Origin of the sequence: Rhodothermus bifroesti (assembly GCF_017908595.1) — a bacterium.
Classification (GTDB): domain Bacteria; phylum Bacteroidota; class Rhodothermia; order Rhodothermales; family Rhodothermaceae; genus Rhodothermus; species Rhodothermus bifroesti.
In genome coordinates this window covers 462,078-482,458 of the sequence record NZ_JAGKTL010000001.1, presented here as the reverse complement: position 1 = coordinate 482,458, position 20,381 = coordinate 462,078, and the positions used below count along the sequence as shown (strand labels likewise).

The following is a 20,381-nucleotide window of genomic DNA, read 5'->3' as shown; positions in this document are numbered from 1 at the left end:
TTTGCAGATTCCATAAGGTCTTTTAGCATGCAAAGTTTTTTTGCTATCTTTTGCACATTAGAGAAAACCTTATGACACCATGGGTTGGGTCTACTGGGTAGCCCTTGGGCTGATGGTGGCAGGCAGCCTTTTTGCGTGGCTGCTATTGCGTTATGCCAATCGGCAGGCGTCTTCGGGTGGCCGGGGCTATCGTTTGCCCAGAGCTCGTCGGCCTCGAGGGCCGCGTCGTGGTGCCGATCCAGAGCCCAAGGCACGTGCTTTAAGCAGGGACCGGCGTCCGGTGCGCCCGCGTTTTTAGCAGTGCTTGAAGTTCTGGCTTGCAGCTTCCACATCCTGTGCCTGCACGGCTGCGTTGGGTAAGCGTCTCTAGATCAGTGCAGCCTTCGGCTATGAGCCTTTCCAAGGTGGTGCGGCCTACCTGAAAGCAACTGCACACGAGTGGGCCTTCAGGCAAGGCATGAGTAGAAAATTCGGCGCCTTGGAGTAACCGATGGGGTGGGTCCTCCAGCTCCAACCCTTCAGCAATAAGCTGCCTGAATGCTGCAAAACGACTTTGGTCACCCAGCAGGATCGCTCCGACCAGCCGACGATGGCGCACCACGCACTTCTGGTACACTCGGCGTTGCCGATCAAGGAGTACGATTTCTTCGTAACCCTCGGCCTCTGGCGGCAGAACCGATAGTCCTATGGTGCACAGTTCCAACCCTGGAATTTTTAGGATATTGAAAGGCACGGAGCCGGTATAGCGGGCCCATACGTCCCCTGCAATATGCGCGGCGGCCACACGTGCCTGCGCTTCGGCAGCGGGTGTGGTACCGTAAAGGATGCCTCGGTGCTCAGCCACTTCGCCTATCGCATAAATGGCCGGATCGCTGGTGCGGAGATGATCGTCGACCTCAATCCCACGTCGAACCCGCAAACCGGCTTGTCGGGCCAAATGAACCTCAGGCTGCGTGCCTACAGCTACCAGAAGCAACTCGGCTGGAATCAAGCGACCTGTTCGTGTGCGGAGGCCTTCAAAGCGCGCTGTTCCCAAAAACGTCTCCGCTGTCTCTCCACAGCAAACCGCAATGCCCCGCGCTTGGAGTGCTTCGCTAAGCAACGTTGCAGCGGTTTCGTCGAGCTGCCGAGCCATGAGCCGTTCTCCCAACTCCAAAATTGTACACCGATAGCCCCCTGCGTTTAGCGCAGCAGCCACTTCCAAGCCTAACAGGCCTCCCCCTAAGATGAGTACGCGCGCTGCGCTAGATAGATGTTTCCGCAGTGCTTCGGCATCGGCTAAGGTGCGCAACGTAAAGACCCCAGGCTGTCCCAAAGGCACACCAGGGGGAACCACAGGGCGACTACCGGTGCAAAGCACCAGGCGGTCGTAGCTGACCGTTGTACCATCGGCAGCGACGACTTGCTGTTGTGCCCGATCGAGGTGCTGAATCTCGACGTCAAAATGTGCTTTTACCTCCAGCGCCTCGAGCTGCTCTTTAGCCAGGGTGCAGAGCTCAGCAGCAGTACAGGTCCCAATGAGATATTCTGGCAGCCGCACCCGGTTGTAAAAGCCGTGGGGTTCTCGACCGAACAGGAGCAGCTCATCGCTCTTGTTACGGGAGCGATAAGCTTCTACGAAGGCACGCGCTGCCGCGCCAGCACCAATGACCACGATGCGTTGCCGCTGACGCAGTAAAGGGGCTACCTGCACCCGAGCAAACTTGAGCGCGGGCTGCCGGGAGATGGGATCTACACGGCAATGATAGAGACGGTTGACCCGCCCATCGGCGGTTGGCCCTTCCTGGGCCCAGTGCATCGGCACAAAGACGACGCCGCGTTTGATATCGTCTGAAAGGTGCACGCGCAGCTTGAGGCTTCCTGCAGGACTGGTGATCTCTGCAATTTCGCCTTCGCCTAGGCCTCGAGCTAAGGCATCGGCGGGGTGCATTTCTACATAAGGCTCCGGTGCATGTTGGTTAAGCCGGGCAATTTTTCCGGTTTTGGTGCGCGTGTGCCACTGGTCGCGTACCCGACCACTAATCAGTACCAGCGGCCGATCAGGCGCAGGGGCATCGGGCGGATCTGGCTCAGGAATGGCATGCAGGCGGGCGCGCCCCGAGGGGGTAGCAAACCAGTGATCGGTAAACAAACGTGGTGTTCCAGGATGGTCAGGCGCGGGACAGGGCCATTGGATACTGCGCTCGCGGCGAAGGCGATCATAATCTACCCCCGAGAGGTCCACCGGTGTCCCATGCGTTAGGCGAGCGTACTCCGCAAAGATTTCGGCTTCGTCCCGATAAGCAAAAGCGTGTCCCCAGCCCATGCGACGGGCTACCTCACAGAAGATCCATACGTCTGGTCGGGCTTCCCCGGGGGGATCTAACAGACGGGGTAGGTAGGTAACGCGGCGTTCGGAGTTGGTCATGGTGCCTTGTTTTTCCAGCCATGTAGCCGCGGGGAACACCACGTCGGCCCACGCGAGCGTGGTGGCTCGCGTCGAGATATCTTGGACAATGACCAGGTGCGCCTGTGCAAAGGCCCGCTCCACACGGGCAATATCAGGTTGGCTCAAAGCCGGGTTGGTGCCGATGATCCAAATTGCCTTCAGACGGCCATCCGCCAGGGCATCGATCATCTCTGTGGCGGTCAGTCCCGGGCGGTCTGAGAGCGCCGGCACGCCCCAATAGGCTGCTACCTCAGCCCGATGAGCAGGGTTGTTTACGTCTCGGTGGGCTGGGAGGAGATGGGCCAGGGCGCCCACTTCGCGTCCACCCATGGCGTTGGGCTGTCCGGTGAGCGAAAACGGCCCCATGCCCGGTCGGCCGATTTGACCTTTGAGCAAGGAAAGGTTAATGAGTGCCAAATTGTTGGCAACACCCACGGTGCTTTGGTTGAGACCCATCGCCCAAAGCGTCAAAAGCGCCGGACTTTGGCCGATCCATTCTGCAGCTTGTTGCACCTCTGCCAGGGGGACCTCACAAATCTGAGCGGCCCGTTCCAGAGAAGCCCCTTGCAAGTGCTCCTGCAGTTTTTCAAAACCTTCTGTATGCTGCGCAATGAAATTCGTGTCGATGTAGCCCTTTTCAATGAGATAGGCTGCCCAAGCGTTGAAAAGGACAATGTCGGTGCCTGGACGAATGGGAAGGTGCAAATCAGCTATGGCTGCACTTTGCGTGCGTCGGGGATCTACGACAATGATGCGCACCTCAGGATGGGAGGCTTTGTGGGCTTCAATGCGCCGAAACAGAATAGGATGACACCACGCTGGGTTAGCGCCGGCAATGAGGATGCACTGGCTATGCTCAAGGTCATCGTAACAGCAAGGGACAAGGTCGTCTCCTAGCGCGAGTTTGTAGGCGGCTACGGCCGAGCTCATGCAGAGCCGGGAATTGGAATCCAAGTTGTTGGTGCCAATAAACCCTTTAACCAGCTTGGTAATGACGTAATATTCTTCGGTCAGAAGCTGACCAGACACATAAACGCCAAGGGCATCGGGCCCGTAATGATCGAGAATGTGGCGCAGCGTTGTGGCTACCTCGTCAAGAGCGGTATCCCAGTCGGTGGCCTTCAAAGGGGCTTTGCGGTGGGCGCGGCGTAGGGGATGCAGCAATCGGTCATCGCGGTCCAGGGCCACCTGGAGGAGGTAGCGCCCTTTGCTGCACAGCAAACCCCGGTTAGCTGGATGATTGGGGTCGCCCTCGAGCAAAAGTTCACCCCATAGGTTGCGGCGAATTTCAATCCCGCACCCAACGCCACAATAGCAGCACGTAGTCTTGATTAAGCTTTCCTGAGGCATACAGCGATTAATAGACGTCGCGTTGGTAGCGTCGGGATTTTTTTAGATTGTTAAGCTTCTCCAAGGCGTTCTCCTCCGAGCATTTTCCTTCTTGACGCAGGATGGTAAGGAGAGCTGCTTCCACATCGCGAGCCATGTGTGTAGCATCGCCACAGACGTACACGTAAGCCCCTTCCTCAAGCCAGGCATAAAGCCTGCGGGCCTGCTCCAGCATTCGGTGCTGGACGTAGCACTTTTGCGCCTGATCGCGTGAAAAGGCCGTGTCTAGTCGCGTAAGCACGCCGCGTTGCTGCCATCGGTCCAGTTCTTCTTGGTAGAGGAAATCGGTTGCCCGGTTACGCTCACCAAAAAATAGCCAGGTAGCGCCACGTGCACCTGTGGCCTCGCGGTCTTCCAAAAAAGCTCGGAAGGGGGCAATACCTGTGCCGGCCCCAATCATGATCACAGGGGCTTCAGGATCGGGTGGCAAACGGAAGTTGGGATTGGAATGGACAAAAACCGGTACAGAGTGGGCAGCCCGTTCGGCCAGAAACGTGGAGCAAACGCCTTTGCGCAAGCGGCCATGGGCTTCGTAGCGTACGACGCCAACGGTGAGATGTACAGCCTCAGAATGCACGCGGGGACTAGAAGAGATTGAGTAAAGTCGGGGTGCAAGTGGCCGCAGTAGCCCTACGAACGTTTCCGGGTCCGGGCGGAAAGCAGGGCTTTCGCGCAGGATGTCGAGCACATCGCGGCCTGTCAGATAGGTTTGAAGCGCTGTAGCCTCCCGCAGCAATCCCGGAAGCGTGTCGTGGTAAGGCGCAGCCGCCTCCAGCAGCGGGCGCGAGGGCCTGCCTAGTTCGTAGTGGCGCAGCAACGCTTCTCGAAGGGAGACTTCTGTGCCGTCAGGTCGTTTTACGGGCTCTTCCCCTGTGTAGCCCCCTACTTCAAGCAGCATAGCGACCAGTTCTGGGTCATTTTCCGGATAGACGCCCAGCGCATCGCCCACTTCGTAGGTAAGGCCTGAGCCTTCGAGCGAGAAGATCACATGACGGATGTCTTTGCTAGAACCTTCCCCTGTGAGTTTGCGCGACTGAAGCAGATAGGCTGGGAAGGGATGCTTGCGGTCGTAGCGCGGTGGCAGTGGGGGCTCGAGGGTAGCTTGGCCATCTCCAGGGCGCAAGGTGGGTAAGGTAGACACGGGTTGACCATCGCCGCCGGAATCCCCTGATCCCAGCGTCACTGCCAGTTGGGCCAAGAAGGCGTTGAGCCAAGCGCGTTGCTCCGGCGAGAAAGGGGCGGTTTCTGGAAGGTAAGGCGCGTACATAAGCAGTTTCAGGCAGCTTGACGTAAAGGTTCAGCAACAGAAAGGGTTTTGAGGGCTTCTAAGACCCCTTGGTACCACTGGGTAAAGGGGGCTTCTACGTCTACATCACAATCGACGCGTGGGTGTAGGCGGTGTGCGCCTAAGGCTTCAAGTCGGGCATCAAAGGCCTTGCCTGCTTGGCAAAATGTGGGATAGCTCGAATCCCCTAAGGCCAGCACGCTGTAGTGCACATGGTTGAGCGGGGGGGCTTGATCGCTGGAAAGGAATGCCCAAAAGCGCTGCGCATTGTCGGGCATTTCTCCCTCGCCATAGGTACTGGTGACCACAAGCAGTACATGTTCTTGGGCCAGATCGGCTGGGTCGTAAGCATCCATGCTGCAGACGCGGGCCGTGAATCCCTCAGCATTGAGGCGTCGGCCAGCTTCGCGGGCTAAGCCTTCGGCTGTACCGGTTTGCGAGCCAAACAAAAGGGTCACCTTAAGGCCAGGGGGTGAGGCCGTAGGTGCTGAGGCATTGGAAGGCAACGGCTGCGTGGAGAACAGGCCCGCCAGAAAGCCGTTTAGCCAGGCCCGTTGGGCCGGTGTAAACGGTGCATTTTCTGGGATATAGGGCACCATGGTGCGGATTAAACGGGTTTGGCTTCCTGCGTTAGTTGTTGCAACGCGACCTCATCCAAGCGTCGGGTAAAGGCGGCAAAGGATTCACCTGCCTGACGCTGGTTCAGGTAGGTGCGGAGCAGGTGGGCGATCAGCGGCGGTACGTTTTCAAAAGGAACGCTGCGGGCCAGCGGCCGGGCCAGCCCTTGTTCAGCTTCCAGTCCCCCGCCCACCACAATGTCGTAGCCTTCAACGGTCTCGCCGTTTGGGGTTTGCACTTTGACGCCAAGTAGACCGATGTCGCCGCAGTAATGCTGCGCGCAGGAGTGCGGGCAGCCCGTCAGGTGAATGTTCAGGGGTTGATCGATGCGGATGCCGGCTGTTTCTTCTAGGTAACGTACCAGTTCCAGCGCATGGGCTTTGGTGTTCGTACGGGCATAGGGGCACCCTGCGTTGCCGGTGCAGGCCACCAGTCCTTGGCGCAGTGCAGTAGCGGTGGGCGAAAGGCCAATGCGATGAAGGGCATCGCAAGCAGCGTTCAGCTCGGCTTCAGGAATGCCTGGGATCAGCAGGTTCTGAAAAACCGTCAGCCGCAGCTCCCCGGTGCCGTAGCGATCGGCGATGTCGGCCAAGGCCCGCAACTGGTCGGCTTGGAGGCGACCCACAGGAACATCGATGCCGATGTAATAATGTCCCTCAGGTTTTTGTGGATGGATGCCTACATGGGCGTTGGGGCGAGGTGAAGGTCGCCAGCAGGCAGTGCGAGGAAGCTTCACAAGTGGGAAAGCCAGTCGCTTTTGGACAGCTTCCATGAAGCGCTCAGGCCCCCAAGCTTCCAGTAAGTACTTCAGGCGAGCTTTTTTCCGATTGGTACGGTCGCCATGCTCCAGATATACGCGGATGATGGCAGCAGCTGTGGCCAGGCAAGCCTCGGGCGGCACCATATAGCCTGTATCCTGGGCAAACGAGCCATGCCCTGTTACGCCACCTAACTCGATGCGAAAGTAGACGCCTGGGGCCACCTCATGCCCTTCCTCTACGCGGACTGCGATAAAACCCAGGTCGTTTGTTTCAGCAGCGGCCGTGACAACGCCACCGCTGTCAAAAGCCACGTTGAATTTTCGCGGTAGGTTGTAAAGGTCACGGCTGTGCAGGATGTAGTAGTAGAGCGCGCGTACCAGTGGCCTCAGGTCGAAGAGTTCCTGCACATCAAAGCCAGTGGTGGGTGTAGCCGTGATGTTGCGGATATTGTCTGCGCCAGCGCCGCGCGAAGTCAGTCCCAAGTCGGCCAGGGCCATAAGCACGTTGGCTGCATCCTGGGCCCGGATTTCTCGCACCTGAATATTTGCCCGGGTGGTGAGGTCCAGGTAGCCGCCGCCGTAACGCATTGCCAGCTCGGCCAAGCCGCGTGCCTGATGGCTAGACAGCAGCCCTCCAGCAATGCGGCAGCGTAGCATAAAGGCATTTTGAGCCGGGGCTACGTAAAAAAGTCCTAGGGTTTTATACCGAAAGACGTCGTCCCCCTCAGGGAAGCGGCCAGCCGCGGCGTTTTCGAGCACCCGGTCCCACATGTCGAGCGGATGCAGCTCCAGTTTAATATGCTCCTGCTTACAAAGACGATCGACCGGAGTGCCGTAGAAAGTCGTTGCAGCCGGTGTTGCTGCCAGGTCGCGTACGGCCTGTTCGGGCTGGTGCGTAAAGCGGCCGTCGGCTGTTTGGCCTACAAAGGTCAACCCTCCGCGTTGCAGCACTCCGGCCATAAAGCCTTGGAGATACTGCTTTTGCTCTTCGCTGAACGGCAAGTTGGGTATGGCATCAGGCGGCTGCATGGCTGTTGTCTTTTAGGAGAGCACGGCGGGTTCACGATGGCGTGCTACGTGTAAGGCGGCTTCATCAGCCTGCGAGAAACGGACCGTAAAGGCCAGAAAGGCAAGTCCGGTGACGATAAGCCCCAAAAGCCACAGGGCTTGATTCCAAGCAAGGGCTCCTTGAAACAGAAACCCGGCCGCGACAGCTCCCACATTGCCTCCTGCTCCCACGATCCCTGTCACGGACCCGAGCGCTTTCCGATTCACAAATGGCACTACGGCGAACGTAGCCCCCTCAGACATCTGTACAAACAGGCTGAACAGCACCAAGGTTGTTATGGCCAATCCCAGCGTTTGCATTTGGGAAAAAAGCATCAAGGCCAAGCCTTCACCGAGCAGGCTTAAAAACAACCAATGCACACGCCCCTTTAGCCCCCATCGGGCCCCAAACGCATCACCCAAAACACCACCTAACGTGCGCGCAAAGATGTTCATGAGCCCAAAAAGAGAGGCCACTGTGCCCGCTGTTTTAAGATCGAGCTTAAAGTAGTCTGTGAAATAGAGGGCTGCGATGTTGTTGATGGTGAGCTCAATTCCAAAGCAGGCTGCGTAGAGAGCAAAAAGCGCCCAGACGCGAAAGTCGCGTGCTGCTAGCCGAAAACTTCCTTTACTGCTAAGGCGCGGATGTTTGGGGAGGTCTTCAAAGTTGCCTTCTGGCGTATCCTGGGTGAGGAAATAATAGGCGACCCCAGTAAGCATAACGATCATGCCAGCCAGGAACATGGCCAAGCGCCAGCTTGCCGCCTCGGAGAACCCCAAGGCCAAAAAACCAGAGAAAACCAGAGGCATGATCATTTGGGTAACTCCGCCACCTAAATTCCCCCAGCCAGCGGTGGTAGCGTTGGCCGTGCCCACAATGTTGGGGGCAAACATGAGCGTAGTGTGGTATTGTGTGGTCACAAAGGCTGCCCCAATCATGCCAATGGCCAGGCGGAAAAGCAGGAACGTTTCGTAGGAATCGGCCAAACCTATACCCATAACGGGCAAGCTTCCCAGGATGAGCAACCCGGCGTAGGTGCGGCGCGGTCCAAACCGATCACACAGCCGTCCTACCAGCAGACGTGCTAAAATGGTGACGGCTACGGAGGCAATAATCGTAGTTCCCACTTGGGCCGGGGTCAACTGCAATTCTTCACGTACCACTGGCATGAGGGGAGCAATGCCAAACCAGGCGAAAAAGCATACAAAAAAGGCAAACCACGCCATGTGAAACGCCCGCATTTGAGGAGAGCGAAAATCAGAAAGCGTGATCCGCGTCGCTTTTTGAACTACCGGCAAAGGCTTCATAGCAGACATTGAATTTTTCTATAGAAGAAATTTTATGTAAAGGAATTTTTTATTTAAATAAGTTAGATAAGAACTATCAATAGCTTAAATACAACAGCTATAATACTAATATACCCTTATTTTGTGAATAGACGTCATGTTAAGAATCTAAAAAGAGGAGCGCTTCCAAAAGCGCGGCGCTACTGCACTGGCTCCCTTGATTTCGGGGGCTTTTTTGCTTTTTTTTGCTAAAAAGCGCTTTGTTAGGGCTATGCGTGAATGGCGCATGTTGCTTTCGGAAGCCCGCCGACTTTGGGCTCAAGGCACGGCTCACGTGGTTGCTACCGTGGTGCGGATTGGGGGATCAACCTATCGCCGGCCAGGAGCGCGTATGATTGTGGAACCCGACGGCACAAGCCATGGCGCAGTTAGTGGCGGATGCCTGGAAGGAGAGATCACACATCAGGCACTGCAGCTGCTGCAAGAAGACCTTCCAGCCTGCCTCCTTGCTTTTGACCTGACCGAAGACGATCTGCTCTACGGCTTTGGCACCGGCTGCAATGGCGTTGTGCATGTGCTGTTGGAGCGTGTGCCAACGTCGGGACGCATGAGTCCTCTGGTGCTTCTGGATCGCTTTCTGCAAGCCCGTCGGCAGGCAGTGTTGGCCACCGTCATTGAGACCCATGAAGCAGGACAGGACTGGCTTGGGCGCCATTACCTGCTTTGCGAAGGAGGTCTAGCGGAAGGGGATCTGCCTGAAGCTTCACCAGCTGCCTGGATTCGAGAAGAGGCCTATCGGATGCTCAACCGGTCCCTAGCAGGGCATGAAGAGCGCAGCTGGGCCGTGCAGCGTTATGCCGCAGACAATGCGCGGATGGAACTCTTCCTGGAAGTGCTCTACCCCCCCGTGCGACTATTGATCTTTGGGGAAGGCTACGACGTGTTACCTGTGGTACGTTTTGCCCGAGGCATGGGCTGGGAAGTAGAAGTGATTGGACGACGGCCTCAGGAGGCATTGTCCGCGCGCTTCCCGGAGGCAGATGTTTGCCGCTTTTTGATGCATCCCGAACAGCTGCCGCAGCACGTGGCAACCGACGCCCGCACAGCCGCATTGGTGATGAACCACACCTATCTGCGAGATCGGCAGGTGCTAGAAACGCTCCTTTTTGAAAGCGACATCCCCTACATCGGCATGCTGGGACCCAAAGAGCGCACCGCGCGGATGCTTGCGGAATTGGCCCAAACGTATGGCCAAGAGCGTTTAGAAGCCAACCGTTACCGCATCTACGGACCCGTGGGGTTAGACATAGGCACGGAAACCCCTGAAGAAATCGCATTGGCTGCGCTGGCAGAAATTCAAGCCGTGCTGCATGGCCGCTCGGCGCGGCCGTTGCGTGAGCGTCCCACACCCATTCACGGCGAGCGTTCCCCCTTGCCTTGCTCCTTGAATGCGGTCTTGTAAAAGGCCTGCAAGGCCATAAATGCCTCAGGAGTATCAACGTCGCGCAAAATATGATCTGTAGGCATGGCTACACGCAGCACATGTTCTAAGTGGCGCCTAACCAGCTCACGGCAGCCTTCCAGGCCTGTTTCAGCCAAAATGGATGCTCGGTAATGGGCCGAAAACAGTACCGGGTTGCCCTGTTGCCCTTCAAATTCCGGCACCACAATGCAGGCTGGGTCGCGGCGCAGCCCCTCCTGGAAGACCTCAAGTAGCCGGTTATATTCTGCTACTTCAAGCAGAGGCAGATCCGACAAGCAAATCATGTAGCCAGCTACGTCTTGTGGTGCTGCAGCAACCCCTGCTTGGATGGAGGTAGTCATGCCTGCTGCATACCGTTCGTTATAGACAAGCCGAACGGGCAGTCCGCCAAGCACCGCGCCGACAGCTTCGGCTTCATGGCCCAGGACGACAAGCACTGGATCTGCACGGCTTTGCAGGATGGTTGCAACGACGTGGCGTACAAGAGGTTGATCCCCTACCGGCAGCAGCAGCTTGTTGCGGCCGCCCATGCGTTGAGAGGACCCCGCAGCCAGCACAATGGCCGCAACGCGAAGCGTTCGCTGCATATGCCGGTTCCCTCCCAGCTTTGCTCGCTGTGAAAAACTGGTGTTTGTCTCTTGATAAAGGGAGACCAATGAACAACTTGTTCCTCGCAGCTGCGCAAAGCGCCTGTCTGGCTTTATGGCCCTCCGACGCAGGCGGGGATCAACCCCCTACGGTATCGCAGGCGTTGCCAGGTCGATCACCTTGGGGGTAGCTGAGGCTCACCGGTCCTTCAGGCAGATCGTAGTCTCCGCACCCTACTGCTTGGTGAGGTGCATGAGGCTTCTCCTGGCCCGAACCACCCACGTAGCCCCAAACGTTACCAAGACCTGAAAGGTCTTTTCGACCGCGGGCTCCTGGAGATCGGCAAATTCAGGCTGAAAAGCACTGTAACCCGTGGGCGGTAGTGGACTCGAACCACTGACCTCCTGCTTGTAAGGCAGGCGCTCTAAACCAACTGAGCTAACCGCCCATAGATGAAAACGGCGATTGCTCCTTGCGGCTTAAGGTAGCAATCGCCTCTTTGGGTGAGCGGAAGACGGGACTCGAACCCGCGACCCTCAGCTTGGGAAGCTGATGCTCTACCAACTGAGCTACTTCCGCTTGTGAGTGCCCCTAAATTTTACACCACCTTGAGGCTACTGTCAAGCTACCTGCACGCTTTTCAACCGCCAACGGGCGGCTATAGGTTCCACGCAACCAAAATGTTGGGCCAGCGTTTCAGCAGCCGTTTTCCCCGGAACGAGCAAATTCCTTTTTGCTATGCCAAAGCGTACCTATCAGCCTAGCCGTCGTAAACGTTTGAACACCCATGGTTTTCGGGCAAGGATGAAAACCAAAGACGGCCGCAAGGTTTTAGCGCGTCGCCGCAAGAAAGGGCGTAAAAGCCTCACCGTGAGCGACCGGATGTCGGGTAAATAGTGCGGCAAAAGCGTGACCGCGGAGGAAGCACGTGGAACGAACCGGCTGCCCCGCGCTTTTCGGTTGCGGCACCAGCGGCTCATTCGGCCGCTGTTTGACCGCACCCGCACGGACGTGGGAACGCTTAGCCAAGGCTGTATTCGGTTGTTGTACCGCATTGTACCCCGTCGAGAAGTGGGAGCGGATGTGCCGCTGCAGGTTGGATTTGCTGCTGGGCGGCAAGCGCGGCGTGCCGTTGAGCGCAATCGCATTCGCCGCTTGCTTCGCGAAACCTATCGCCTCCACCAGCAGCCGTTGCTGGAACTGTTTCGTCCACGCCCCGATGCGCTCACGCTAATGATTCTTTATCGCGCACAGCCTTCGCAAGCCCGGGAAAGGATCCGTCGCGATCTGCCCGAGGCCCTGCATCGACTTGCTATGCACCTACAGGAAACGCTATAGGTCGAGGGGAACTACCCTTAGCACGCTTTGTATCCTGTTTCGCTTTAGACCACTTTAGTGTAAAGCCCCTACCGTGGACCGTAACGTCGTCATCGCTACGCTACTCACTGCCCTAATCATGTTTGTCTGGTTGTGGTGGCTGGCCCCACCGCCGCAGCCGACCCCTTCCACGCGCGATACGCTCCATCTTGATACGCCCGAGGCGCCTGCAGATACCGCAGCGCTGGCGCAGCAAGCGCCCTTGCTCGACACGCTTCTCCTAGCCGCACGTAATGGCCAAGCACGCACCCTCACGATTGAAACCGATCTTTATCAGGCGCAACTTTCTACCCGAGGAGCTACGCTTGTTTCCCTAAAGCTCAAGCGCTACAAACAATACGATTTTGAGACGCCTGTTCAGTTGGTCGATACCACAAAACCGGGTGCGCTTAGCTTGGTTTTTACCACGCCTACAAACCATCTTGTGGATACGCGCACGCTGCTCTTCGAAACCGCCACGACGGCCGACACGCTGCACGTAACCGAGGCTCCGGTAGAGGTGGTTTTTGAAGCACCTTTGGGCACAGGGCGTATCCGGCAAGTATATACGTTTTCTCCTCAGGACTACGAGGTCCTGCTGCGCATCGAGCAGGAGCAAGCAGCCACGTTTAGTACCATCGAAGGCTACGAGCTGGTTTGGAACGGGGGCGTGCCATTTGCTGAACGCGACCGGGATGACGAGGCCCGCCATAGTGGCGTCTTTGCCCGCAGTGGAGGCGAGGTAGAAAAGGTTACGCTCGATCGCCAGCGGACCGAAGAAAAACGCCTTGCAGGACAGGTCGACTGGGTAGCGGTCAAAAACAAATTCTTCACGGCCATTCTGATGCCCACGGGCACAACCCGCGGGGCTGAATTGGTTGGAGAACGTCTGGGGGCAGTTGAAGACCCAAATTACTGGGAAGACTACGCTGCTCGCCTGCTGATGCCTCGGCCTGAGCCAGGACAGGTCGATACCTTCCGGCTTTACCTCGGCCCAATGGAGTACTTCCGGCTGGCCCGCTACGACCTCGACCTTTATAACATGGTCGATTACGGCTGGGACGCCTTCGAGTGGATGACGCGGCCGCTAGCTAAGTTCATCTTTATCCCGCTGTTTACGTTTTTGGGACGCTTGTTAGGGAACTACGGTCTGGCCATCATTGCTTTTGCCCTACTGGTTAAGATTGCGCTTTATCCACTTACCCGGGCCTCCTTCCGAAGCATCGCCCAAATGCGAGAACTGCAACCAGAGCTGGAAGCCATCCGGGAGAAATATGCCGATAACCCACAAAAGCAACAGGAGGCTATGCTGAAGCTTTATCGGGAGAAAAAGATTAATCCACTAGGGGGATGTCTCCCGATGCTTTTGCAATGGCCCGTGCTTATTGCCTTGTGGCAGTACTTTCAACAATCCCTGATTGTGCGGCAGCAAGCCTTCCTGTGGGCCAAAGACCTCTCTGCTCCAGATCCAATCTTGCACCTTCCGTTCAAAATTCCCCTCTACGGCGACTTTGTGGCTGGCTTTACGCTGCTAATGGGAATTTCGATGATCTTCCAAATGCGGATTCAGTCTGCTTCAACCCCCCCTAACCCGCAGACAAAAATTCTAACCTACATTTTCCCGATCTTCATTTTTGCCATTTTTAACCGGCTTTCCTCGGCCCTCAACCTCTACTATCTCTGCTACAACATCTTTTCGGCGATTCAGCAGTTTTTTATCAACCGGTCCATCGAACGCCAAAAGGGGAAAACCGACGGGCAGGGTGACCGGAAAGCAGCGGCAAAAATGGCCGTGCAAGCCGCTAAGGCCCGTCGAAAGCATGCCCGCATGCGACGTTAAGGCCGCAGGTAATGACGGGACGAGACGACACGATTGCGGCCATTGCCACGGCCCGTGGCCGGGCCGCGCTGGCTATTGTGCGGCTTTCTGGACCTGAGGCCTGTCGTATTGCAGCTTCTTGCTTTCGAGGAGCGAACCTTGAAGCTGTCCCTTCGCACACGGCCCATTTCGGCTATGTACTCAGTCCAACAGGAGAGCCGATCGATCAAGTAGTGGCGACGGTTTTTCGCGCCCCACGTTCTTATACGGGTGAAGATGTAGTTGAGCTCACCTGCCATGGAGGCGACTTGGCACCGCAACTTATCCTAGAGGCGCTCTTGCATCATGGCGCACGGATGGCCGAACCTGGTGAGTTTACGCTACGGGCTTTTCTTAATGGCAAACTCGACTTGGCGCAAGCGGAAGCGGTAGCAGACCTAATTCATGCTGGCTCAACGCGGGCGCATCGCACCGCACTGGCGCATCTGCAAGGACGGTATTCAGAACAGCTCCGACGTTTGCGGGATGATCTTTTGGAGCTGTGCGCTTATGTGGAACTGGAACTGGATTTTTCAGAAGAAGACGTCGAGTTTGCCGACCGAGCGCGCCTTTGTGCCTTGCTGGACCGTACTGCACAGTTCTTGCAGGATTTGCTCAATTCTTATCGATTGGGAGAGCTTTTGCGGGATGGCGTGCGCGTGGTGATCGGCGGTCGTCCCAATGCCGGCAAGTCGACCCTACTGAACGCCCTGCTAGGGCAAGACCGCGCAATTGTAAGTCCGCTGCCCGGCACCACACGGGACCAAATTGAGGCCGAAGCAGAAATTGAAGGCCTGCGGTTTCGCTTTGTAGACACGGCTGGGTTGCGCAGCACAGAAGATCTTGTGGAAAGCGAAGGCGTGCGCCGCGCGCAACAAGCCATCGAAGCAGCACATGTGCTCCTGTACGTCTTTGACCTGACGTTGGGTCTGGATGCAGAGGAGCAAGCGTTTCTCAACACGCTTTCGGCGGCGCACCCAACCCTACCGATCCTTGTGATTGGGAACAAGCGCGATCTTGTAGCCTCGCCTGCATTGCCCCCGCTGCGCTGGCCCGTTTTGGCGCTTTCGGCGCATCACGCACGGACGCATCCCGCCGAGCTCAAACCGCTCCTGCAGAAACTAATCGATGTGGTAGCAGCAGACTTGAGCAGCATGGACGCCTCGGCTGTTGTGATGAATCTTCGCCACCGGCAGCACTTAGCCCGTGCGCTTGAGGCGGTTCAGGCTGCAGGCACGGTGTTAAACCAGCGAATTAGCAGCGACCTATTGGCCTTAGAACTGCGACGAGCCCTTCATGAGCTGGGCGCGATCACAGGCGAAATAACTACTGAAGACGTACTGGATCAGATCTTTTCACGATTTTGCATCGGAAAGTAAGTCCGGAAGCGCCGGAAACGTCACGGTAAACGTGGTGCCCTTCCCTAGGATCGAGTCTACCGTGATTTGCCCATGCATCTGCTCTACCAGCCGCTTGGTAATCGTCAGTCCTAGCCCACTCCCTTCCCCGCGAGCTGCCTCAGAAGGGGCTTGCCAAAAAGGATCAAATATACGGGACACAAACTCAGGCGGTATGCCGCGTCCCGTGTCGATAACCCGCAGCACGACCTGGGGGTGAGGTAACGTCTCGGCGGTGAGTTCTACGCAAACCTCTCCCTGGTCGGTATACTTTATGGCATTGCCGATTAAGTTTACCAGCACTTGATGCAGACGCCGAGCATCGCCACGGATAGGCGGCACGGCTTCTATGCGCGCATGCAGGTGTAGCTTTTTGCGCATGGCAAGGGGTTGCAGCTCGGCCACCGCTTCCTGCACAATGGATGCTAAGGAGCAAGGCTCTTGCTCTAAAGTCAGCCGATCGGCCTCCAGGCGACTAAGCTCCAGCATATCGTTAATCAGCTGAAGCAGTCGCCGACCAGCGCGGCGAATGATACCCGTAAATTCTAGCAAATCTTCCAGTTGGTGCGTGGCCAGAGCTTCCTCAAGCAGGTCGGTAAACCCCAAAATGCTGTTTAAGGGCGTGCGGACCTCGTGACTCAGGTTAGCCAGGAAAGCAGATTTGAGACGAGCAGCGGCTTCAGCTTCAGCTCGGGCACGCTCCAACTCCTGCTCTCGGGTAACGAGGTCGGTGACGTCGTTTTCAATGCCAATGAAGCCTACAAGGGTACCTTCCGAATCCCAAAGCGGGTCGATGCTCAAGTGGTTCCAAAATCCCGTGCCATCTTTCCGGTAGTTGTAAATGCGTACGCGTACCGGATGACCTTCAAGCAAACCGCGACGAATTTCAGCTACGGTTTGCGCATCGGTTTGCGGTCCCTGAAGGTAAGATATAAGCGGTTGACCCCGAACTTCCTCAAGTTGGTAGCCTGTCAGACGGGTAAAGCCCTCATTGACCCAAACAACGCGGCGCTGGGCATCGGTAATGACAACACCATTGGTGGTCTGGCGTGCTACCTGGGACAGCAGCTTATGCTCTTGCTGAAGTCGGTACGTTTCCAGAATCAGCGCTGCCAAGGCTGCGCTGCGGGCTAGAGCCGCTTGCTCTTCTTTTAAAGGTGCGCGTGGTGTAGAAAAATACATGGCAAATGTGCCCAAAACCGTACCTTGGCGGTCCAAAATGGGATAGGACCAGCATGCCTGAAAGCCAAACGTGTCGGCTAGATCTCGATAGGCAGCCCAGCGCGCGTCGCGTTGCACATCGTGAGCCCACACGGGCTCACCTAAAAAAGCCGCTGTGCCACAGGAACCTACGTTTGGGCCAATGGCTATTCCTTCAATAGCCGCGTCGTATGCTGAAGGCATGTGCGAAGCCCCGCGCCAGAGGCGCCCCTCCCGAAGCAGCAGAACTGTGCAGGTTCCACCAGGAATGCGGGCTTCAAGCGCATAGCAGAGGGCATCTAACAGCGCTTCTTGGGGTTCGCCGCGCACAAGCCCCTCTAGAATCTGACGCTCGCGCGCATAAAATTGCTGCTGGGCTTCTTGAGTAGAATGCACCAGTCCCCACAGCGTTGGCTGTTGGGGTTCTGCTGTTGTCGTAATTAAGGTGGCAGCCTCCAGGGTATATCCTTGGTGATGGCGGAAGGTAATCTTAGCGGCTGCAACACGACCCCATCGCCGCCGTGCGGTGAGCCGCTGTACCTGACGCAGTGCATCGGCCGAGAGCAGCTCGTCGATAGGGCGTCCTAATAACAGCTCTGGGCGTTCATAGCCCAACAGGGTTGCAAAAGGAGGATTAGCGTGTACAAGCCGTCCAGCACGCACCCCAAAAAGTCCGAGAAAGTCCTGCGTGTGCAAAAGGCGTAACAGAAGTTCTGTCTCAGGATAAAGCTGCAGCGCTCTAAAAAGGAGAATGCCCAGTTTGCGGCCCTGATGCTGCAGTCGGATGCTGTGGAGTTCGACCGGGAGCAGTGACCCATTGGATAAGCGGAAATGCAGAGGGTTGGCAGCTTCCTTTGTTCCCAGAAGCACGGATTGGAACAGCGTGCGTTCTTTGGCAGGAACCAACGCGTCGAGAGGTTGGGTGCACAGTGTTGCTCGGCTATAGCCTAGTAGCGCACAGGCTTGTGGACTGGCCTCCACGATGCGTTCTGTTTCGAGGTCGAGCACCAGCAGAGCATCTTGCGTGGTGCCCAGCAGCTGCAGGTCTTCTTCCACTGGAAGCACGAACCGTTTTTTCATGAGGGTGCCGGTGTGGATAACAGCCGGTCTAGTTCTAGGTAGAGGGTTAATCGGTCAATAGGTTTGGCCAGGTAGCCGTCAAAACCTTCTCGCAAAAAGTCTTCCGGACGAAACGGTTCAGCATAAGCCGTTTGGGCTACAATAGGCGTATGGTGGTAGGCGGGGCGCCGGCGGATTTCGTGCAGCAGGGCCTGCCCAGGAAAATTTCCAGGCAAATTGAGATCCAGTAAGATGAGGTCGAAGGTTTGGCCTTCTTGGAGGAGGGCGTCAATGTGTTGCAAGGCTTCGTAGGCATCGGCGGCCAGCGTAACCTGTGCGATGGGTTTAAGGGCTAGCTCCAAAAAGCGTGCATTTTCTGGGTTGTCTTCCACAACCAATAGGTGCAGATGTTTTTGCTGCAGGCGTTCTTGCAATGTGCGAAGGTCTTGGGCTTCAGGATGCAAAGCAGAAACGCTGGGTTGCTGTGCTTTTGGGGCAGGGCGAGGGAAATAGAGCGTAACTGTGGTCCCTTGACCTGGGGCGGTTTCAACGAGGATGCGGCCGTGCATGGCTTCTACTAAGCCTCGGGTTACGGCCATGCCTAGGCCAGCCCCTTCGTGGCGGCGGTCCAGGCCTTCCGATTCCTGCCGGAAGGGTTCAAACAGACCACTGCGTACAAATGCTGGATCCATGCCTGGGCCTGTATCCTTCACCTGGATCCAGCCCTCGACGTCGGTTTGCCCCACGCGCAGCCGCACCTCGCCTTTTTCAGTGAACTTAATCGCGTTGTGCACGACGTTGCGCAGGGCTCGGTACAAGGCCTCCTCGTCTGCCAGGATGCGTACAGGGATGGCTGGTGGCTCAAAGACAAGGCGCAAGCCTTTTTCGGCCGCCATTGCGGAAAAATCTTCCGCAAGCTGCTGGGCAAAGTGTTCAAGATGCAGGGTACGTTGCGAAAGCTGGTAGCGCTGCGTTTCCAACAGGCTTAAGTCCAGTATGTCGGAGAGCAGACCTAAAAGTCGTCGGCCGCTGGCGCGAATAGCGGACAGAAAATCCAGCAGCTCCTCTGGGATATGTCCGGCCAGCTCTTGGTGCAGCAGTTCCGCATATCCCAAAATGGTGCTTAGTGGGGTGCGAATCTCGTGCGTGATAAGCTCCAGGAAGGTACTTTTGAGCTGATGGGCCTCCAGGGCTTTCTTGCGGGCTTGTTGCAGGTAAGCTTCGGCTGCTTGCTGTGCGGTGAGATCTCGAAAGATGCCTAGCACTGCAGGTTGGCCTTCCCACTGGATATTGATCGACGTTGCTTCAACGAGCCGTTCGCTCCCATCCTTTCGGCGAATCCAGAGCTCATAGCGTGAAGGCACGGGTAAGCCTTGCTGTCGCCGGCGCAAGCGTTCCCGCACGACGGGTAGGCTCTGGGGCGCGGCCAGCTGCTCGGCGTTAAAGTGTGGGTCGGTAAGCTCTTCAGCCGTGTAGCCGGTGAGTCGTGCAAAGGCTGGGTTTACCAGCAGATAGTGCCGATCGCGCCGCACGTACATGGGCTCTGGGGCATTTTCAAAGATGGCTTGATACAAGGCTTCGCGTTCGGCTAGGCGCTGGGCGGTGCGGACCTGCTCGCTGACGTCCCACATAAAGAACAAAACAGCAGGCTCGCCTTCCCAGGAGATCGGTACGCCGCTGAAGTCCACAATCGCCGAGGAGCCGTCGAAGCGCTGGATGACCCCTCGGGTTTGGGAAATTTTCTCCCCGCGTTCGAGGATGCGGCGAAGATTTTCGAGTACTGCTTCGAGGTGGTGGGGATGGATGAGCTCGTTGGCGGATTTCCCCAGCAGTACTTCTGGTTGTGCAGCCCCAAAGAGGTGGGCCATGGCTGCATTGGCAAAGACAACGCGACCGTGATGGTAGACGCCGGTAGCAACGGGGTTATGCTCGACCAGGTCTTGATAACGCTGCCAGGCAACTTCTAAGGCCTGTCGGGTTTCTTGTTCGCTGGTTACGTTGAGCAGCAGGCCACGCAAGCGCTCTGGACGGCCTTGGGCATCTGGAATTACGGTGACGATATCGCGTACCCACACGGTTCGGCCGTCAGCTCGGAGCATGCGATAGGTAAAGTCGTGGTCTTCGCCGCGCTCGCTGGTCTCTCGGCAGAAAGCCACGGCTTGTGCGCGGTCGTCGGGGTGAATATGATCCACCCAGAAGTTGGGCTCCAGCCACTGCGCCAGTGGATAGCCCAGCAGCGCTTCGGCTTGTGGGCTTACGTAGGTGAAGCGGAAAGTGCGGGCGTCGGCTTCCCAGACGACGGCTTGCAGGCTGTGGATCAACGTGCGGAAAAAAGCGTCCGAGGGCTGCAAGGCGTGTAGGTCAACGTAGGCGGCTAGTGGCTGCGTGGTGCTATGGGTTGGAAGAACAAGCACAAGCCCTGGGACCGACGAGCAAAGATAGGCTTGCGGTTGGGTTGGTGGGTGTTCGCGTTGTGCTGCTAGCCAGCTAGAGGCTTCAGGGGGCAGCAAGCCAGCCGGTATTGGGGGAGGCTCGGTCTGCTGTTGGAGGGGCCAGCAGTAGATCGGGACGGAGGCCATGGCTTGCTTTGGTTGGCTACATGGAACTTAGGAGGCGTAGGGTATTG

General features: G+C 57.1%; 14 protein-coding genes and 2 tRNA genes. 6 read left to right on the top strand and 10 right to left on the bottom strand.

The window, feature by feature from the left end:
• Window positions 1–79 precede the first annotated feature (79 nt).
• A complete protein-coding gene (locus tag J8E65_RS01950; protein WP_210373708.1) occupies window positions 80–298 on the top strand; it encodes a hypothetical protein in 219 nt (72 codons plus the stop codon).
• Here the strand turns inward: J8E65_RS01950 and J8E65_RS01945 are convergent.
• Genes J8E65_RS01945 through J8E65_RS01925 form a run of 5 tightly spaced genes read right to left on the bottom strand, consistent with a single transcriptional unit; the run spans window position 260 to window position 8,826 of the window.
• A complete protein-coding gene (locus tag J8E65_RS01945; RefSeq protein WP_210373707.1) occupies window positions 260–3,778 on the bottom strand; it encodes a nitrate reductase in 3,519 nt (1,172 codons plus the stop codon). The genes J8E65_RS01950 and J8E65_RS01945 overlap by 39 nt on opposite strands.
• Before the next feature lie 7 nt (window positions 3,779–3,785).
• Window positions 3,786–5,084, bottom strand: a complete 1,299-nt coding sequence (locus J8E65_RS01940; protein WP_210373706.1) for a diflavin oxidoreductase — start codon at window positions 5,082–5,084, stop codon at window positions 3,786–3,788.
• 8 nt (window positions 5,085–5,092) lie between these two features.
• Window positions 5,093–5,701 carry a flavodoxin domain-containing protein gene (locus J8E65_RS01935; protein ID WP_210373705.1) on the bottom strand — a complete coding sequence of 203 codons (609 nt, stop codon included), beginning with the start codon at window positions 5,699–5,701 and terminating at the stop codon, window positions 5,093–5,095.
• Window positions 5,702–5,709: 8 nt separating this feature from the next.
• Window positions 5,710–7,509 carry a NirA family protein gene (locus tag J8E65_RS01930; protein ID WP_210373704.1) on the bottom strand — a complete coding sequence of 600 codons (1,800 nt, stop codon included), beginning with the start codon at window positions 7,507–7,509 and terminating at the stop codon, window positions 5,710–5,712.
• 12 nt (window positions 7,510–7,521) lie between these two features.
• Window positions 7,522–8,826 (bottom strand): MFS transporter, encoded by a 1,305-nt coding sequence (locus tag J8E65_RS01925; protein WP_272491913.1) that lies wholly within the window; start codon window positions 8,824–8,826, stop codon window positions 7,522–7,524.
• A 259-nt stretch (window positions 8,827–9,085) separates the two neighbouring features.
• Between J8E65_RS01925 and J8E65_RS01920 the strand changes: the two genes are divergently transcribed.
• On the top strand, window positions 9,086–10,276 hold the full coding sequence (locus tag J8E65_RS01920) for an XdhC family protein (protein WP_210373702.1): 1,191 nt from the start codon (window positions 9,086–9,088) through the stop codon (window positions 10,274–10,276).
• Here the strand turns inward: J8E65_RS01920 and J8E65_RS01915 are convergent.
• The 3 genes from J8E65_RS01915 to J8E65_RS01905 all read right to left on the bottom strand — a co-directional run bounded on the left by J8E65_RS01915 (window position 10,228) and on the right by J8E65_RS01905 (window position 11,464).
• Window positions 10,228–10,884: a nucleotidyltransferase family protein gene (locus J8E65_RS01915; protein WP_210373701.1), complete on the bottom strand. Its 657-nt coding sequence runs from the start codon at window positions 10,882–10,884 to the stop codon at window positions 10,228–10,230. The two genes, J8E65_RS01920 and J8E65_RS01915, sit on opposite strands and share 49 nt — an antisense overlap.
• A gap of 374 nt (window positions 10,885–11,258) precedes the next feature.
• Window positions 11,259–11,333, bottom strand: a tRNA-Val gene (locus tag J8E65_RS01910).
• Window positions 11,334–11,391: 58 nt separating this feature from the next.
• Window positions 11,392–11,464 (bottom strand) — tRNA-Gly (locus J8E65_RS01905).
• 159 nt (window positions 11,465–11,623) lie between these two features.
• On the opposite strand from J8E65_RS01905, the gene rpmH reads away from it, so the two are divergent.
• The 4 genes from rpmH to mnmE all read left to right on the top strand — a co-directional run bounded on the left by rpmH (window position 11,624) and on the right by mnmE (window position 15,478).
• Window positions 11,624–11,782 (top strand): 50S ribosomal protein L34, encoded by a 159-nt coding sequence (rpmH, locus tag J8E65_RS01900; protein ID WP_210373700.1) that lies wholly within the window; start codon window positions 11,624–11,626, stop codon window positions 11,780–11,782.
• Window positions 11,783–11,794: 12 nt separating this feature from the next.
• Complete coding sequence (locus tag J8E65_RS01895; RefSeq protein ID WP_210373699.1) at window positions 11,795–12,223, top strand: ribonuclease P protein component; 429 nt, start codon at window positions 11,795–11,797, stop codon at window positions 12,221–12,223.
• Window positions 12,224–12,296: 73 nt separating this feature from the next.
• Window positions 12,297–14,081 (top strand): membrane protein insertase YidC, encoded by a 1,785-nt coding sequence (gene yidC / locus J8E65_RS12650; protein WP_210373698.1) that lies wholly within the window; start codon window positions 12,297–12,299, stop codon window positions 14,079–14,081.
• An 11-nt stretch (window positions 14,082–14,092) separates the two neighbouring features.
• Window positions 14,093–15,478, top strand: a complete 1,386-nt coding sequence (mnmE, locus tag J8E65_RS01885) for a tRNA uridine-5-carboxymethylaminomethyl(34) synthesis GTPase MnmE (RefSeq protein ID WP_210373697.1) — start codon at window positions 14,093–14,095, stop codon at window positions 15,476–15,478.
• On the opposite strand, the gene J8E65_RS01880 is transcribed toward mnmE, so the two are convergent.
• Both J8E65_RS01880 and J8E65_RS01875 read right to left on the bottom strand, forming a co-directional pair.
• A complete protein-coding gene (locus tag J8E65_RS01880) occupies window positions 15,455–17,776 on the bottom strand; it encodes a PAS domain-containing sensor histidine kinase (RefSeq protein ID WP_210373696.1) in 2,322 nt (773 codons plus the stop codon). The genes mnmE and J8E65_RS01880 overlap by 24 nt on opposite strands.
• Window positions 17,773–20,334, bottom strand: a complete 2,562-nt coding sequence (locus J8E65_RS01875; protein WP_210373695.1) for a hybrid sensor histidine kinase/response regulator — start codon at window positions 20,332–20,334, stop codon at window positions 17,773–17,775. The genes J8E65_RS01880 and J8E65_RS01875 overlap by 4 nt, the downstream gene beginning before the upstream one ends.
• Window positions 20,335–20,381 lie beyond the last annotated feature (47 nt).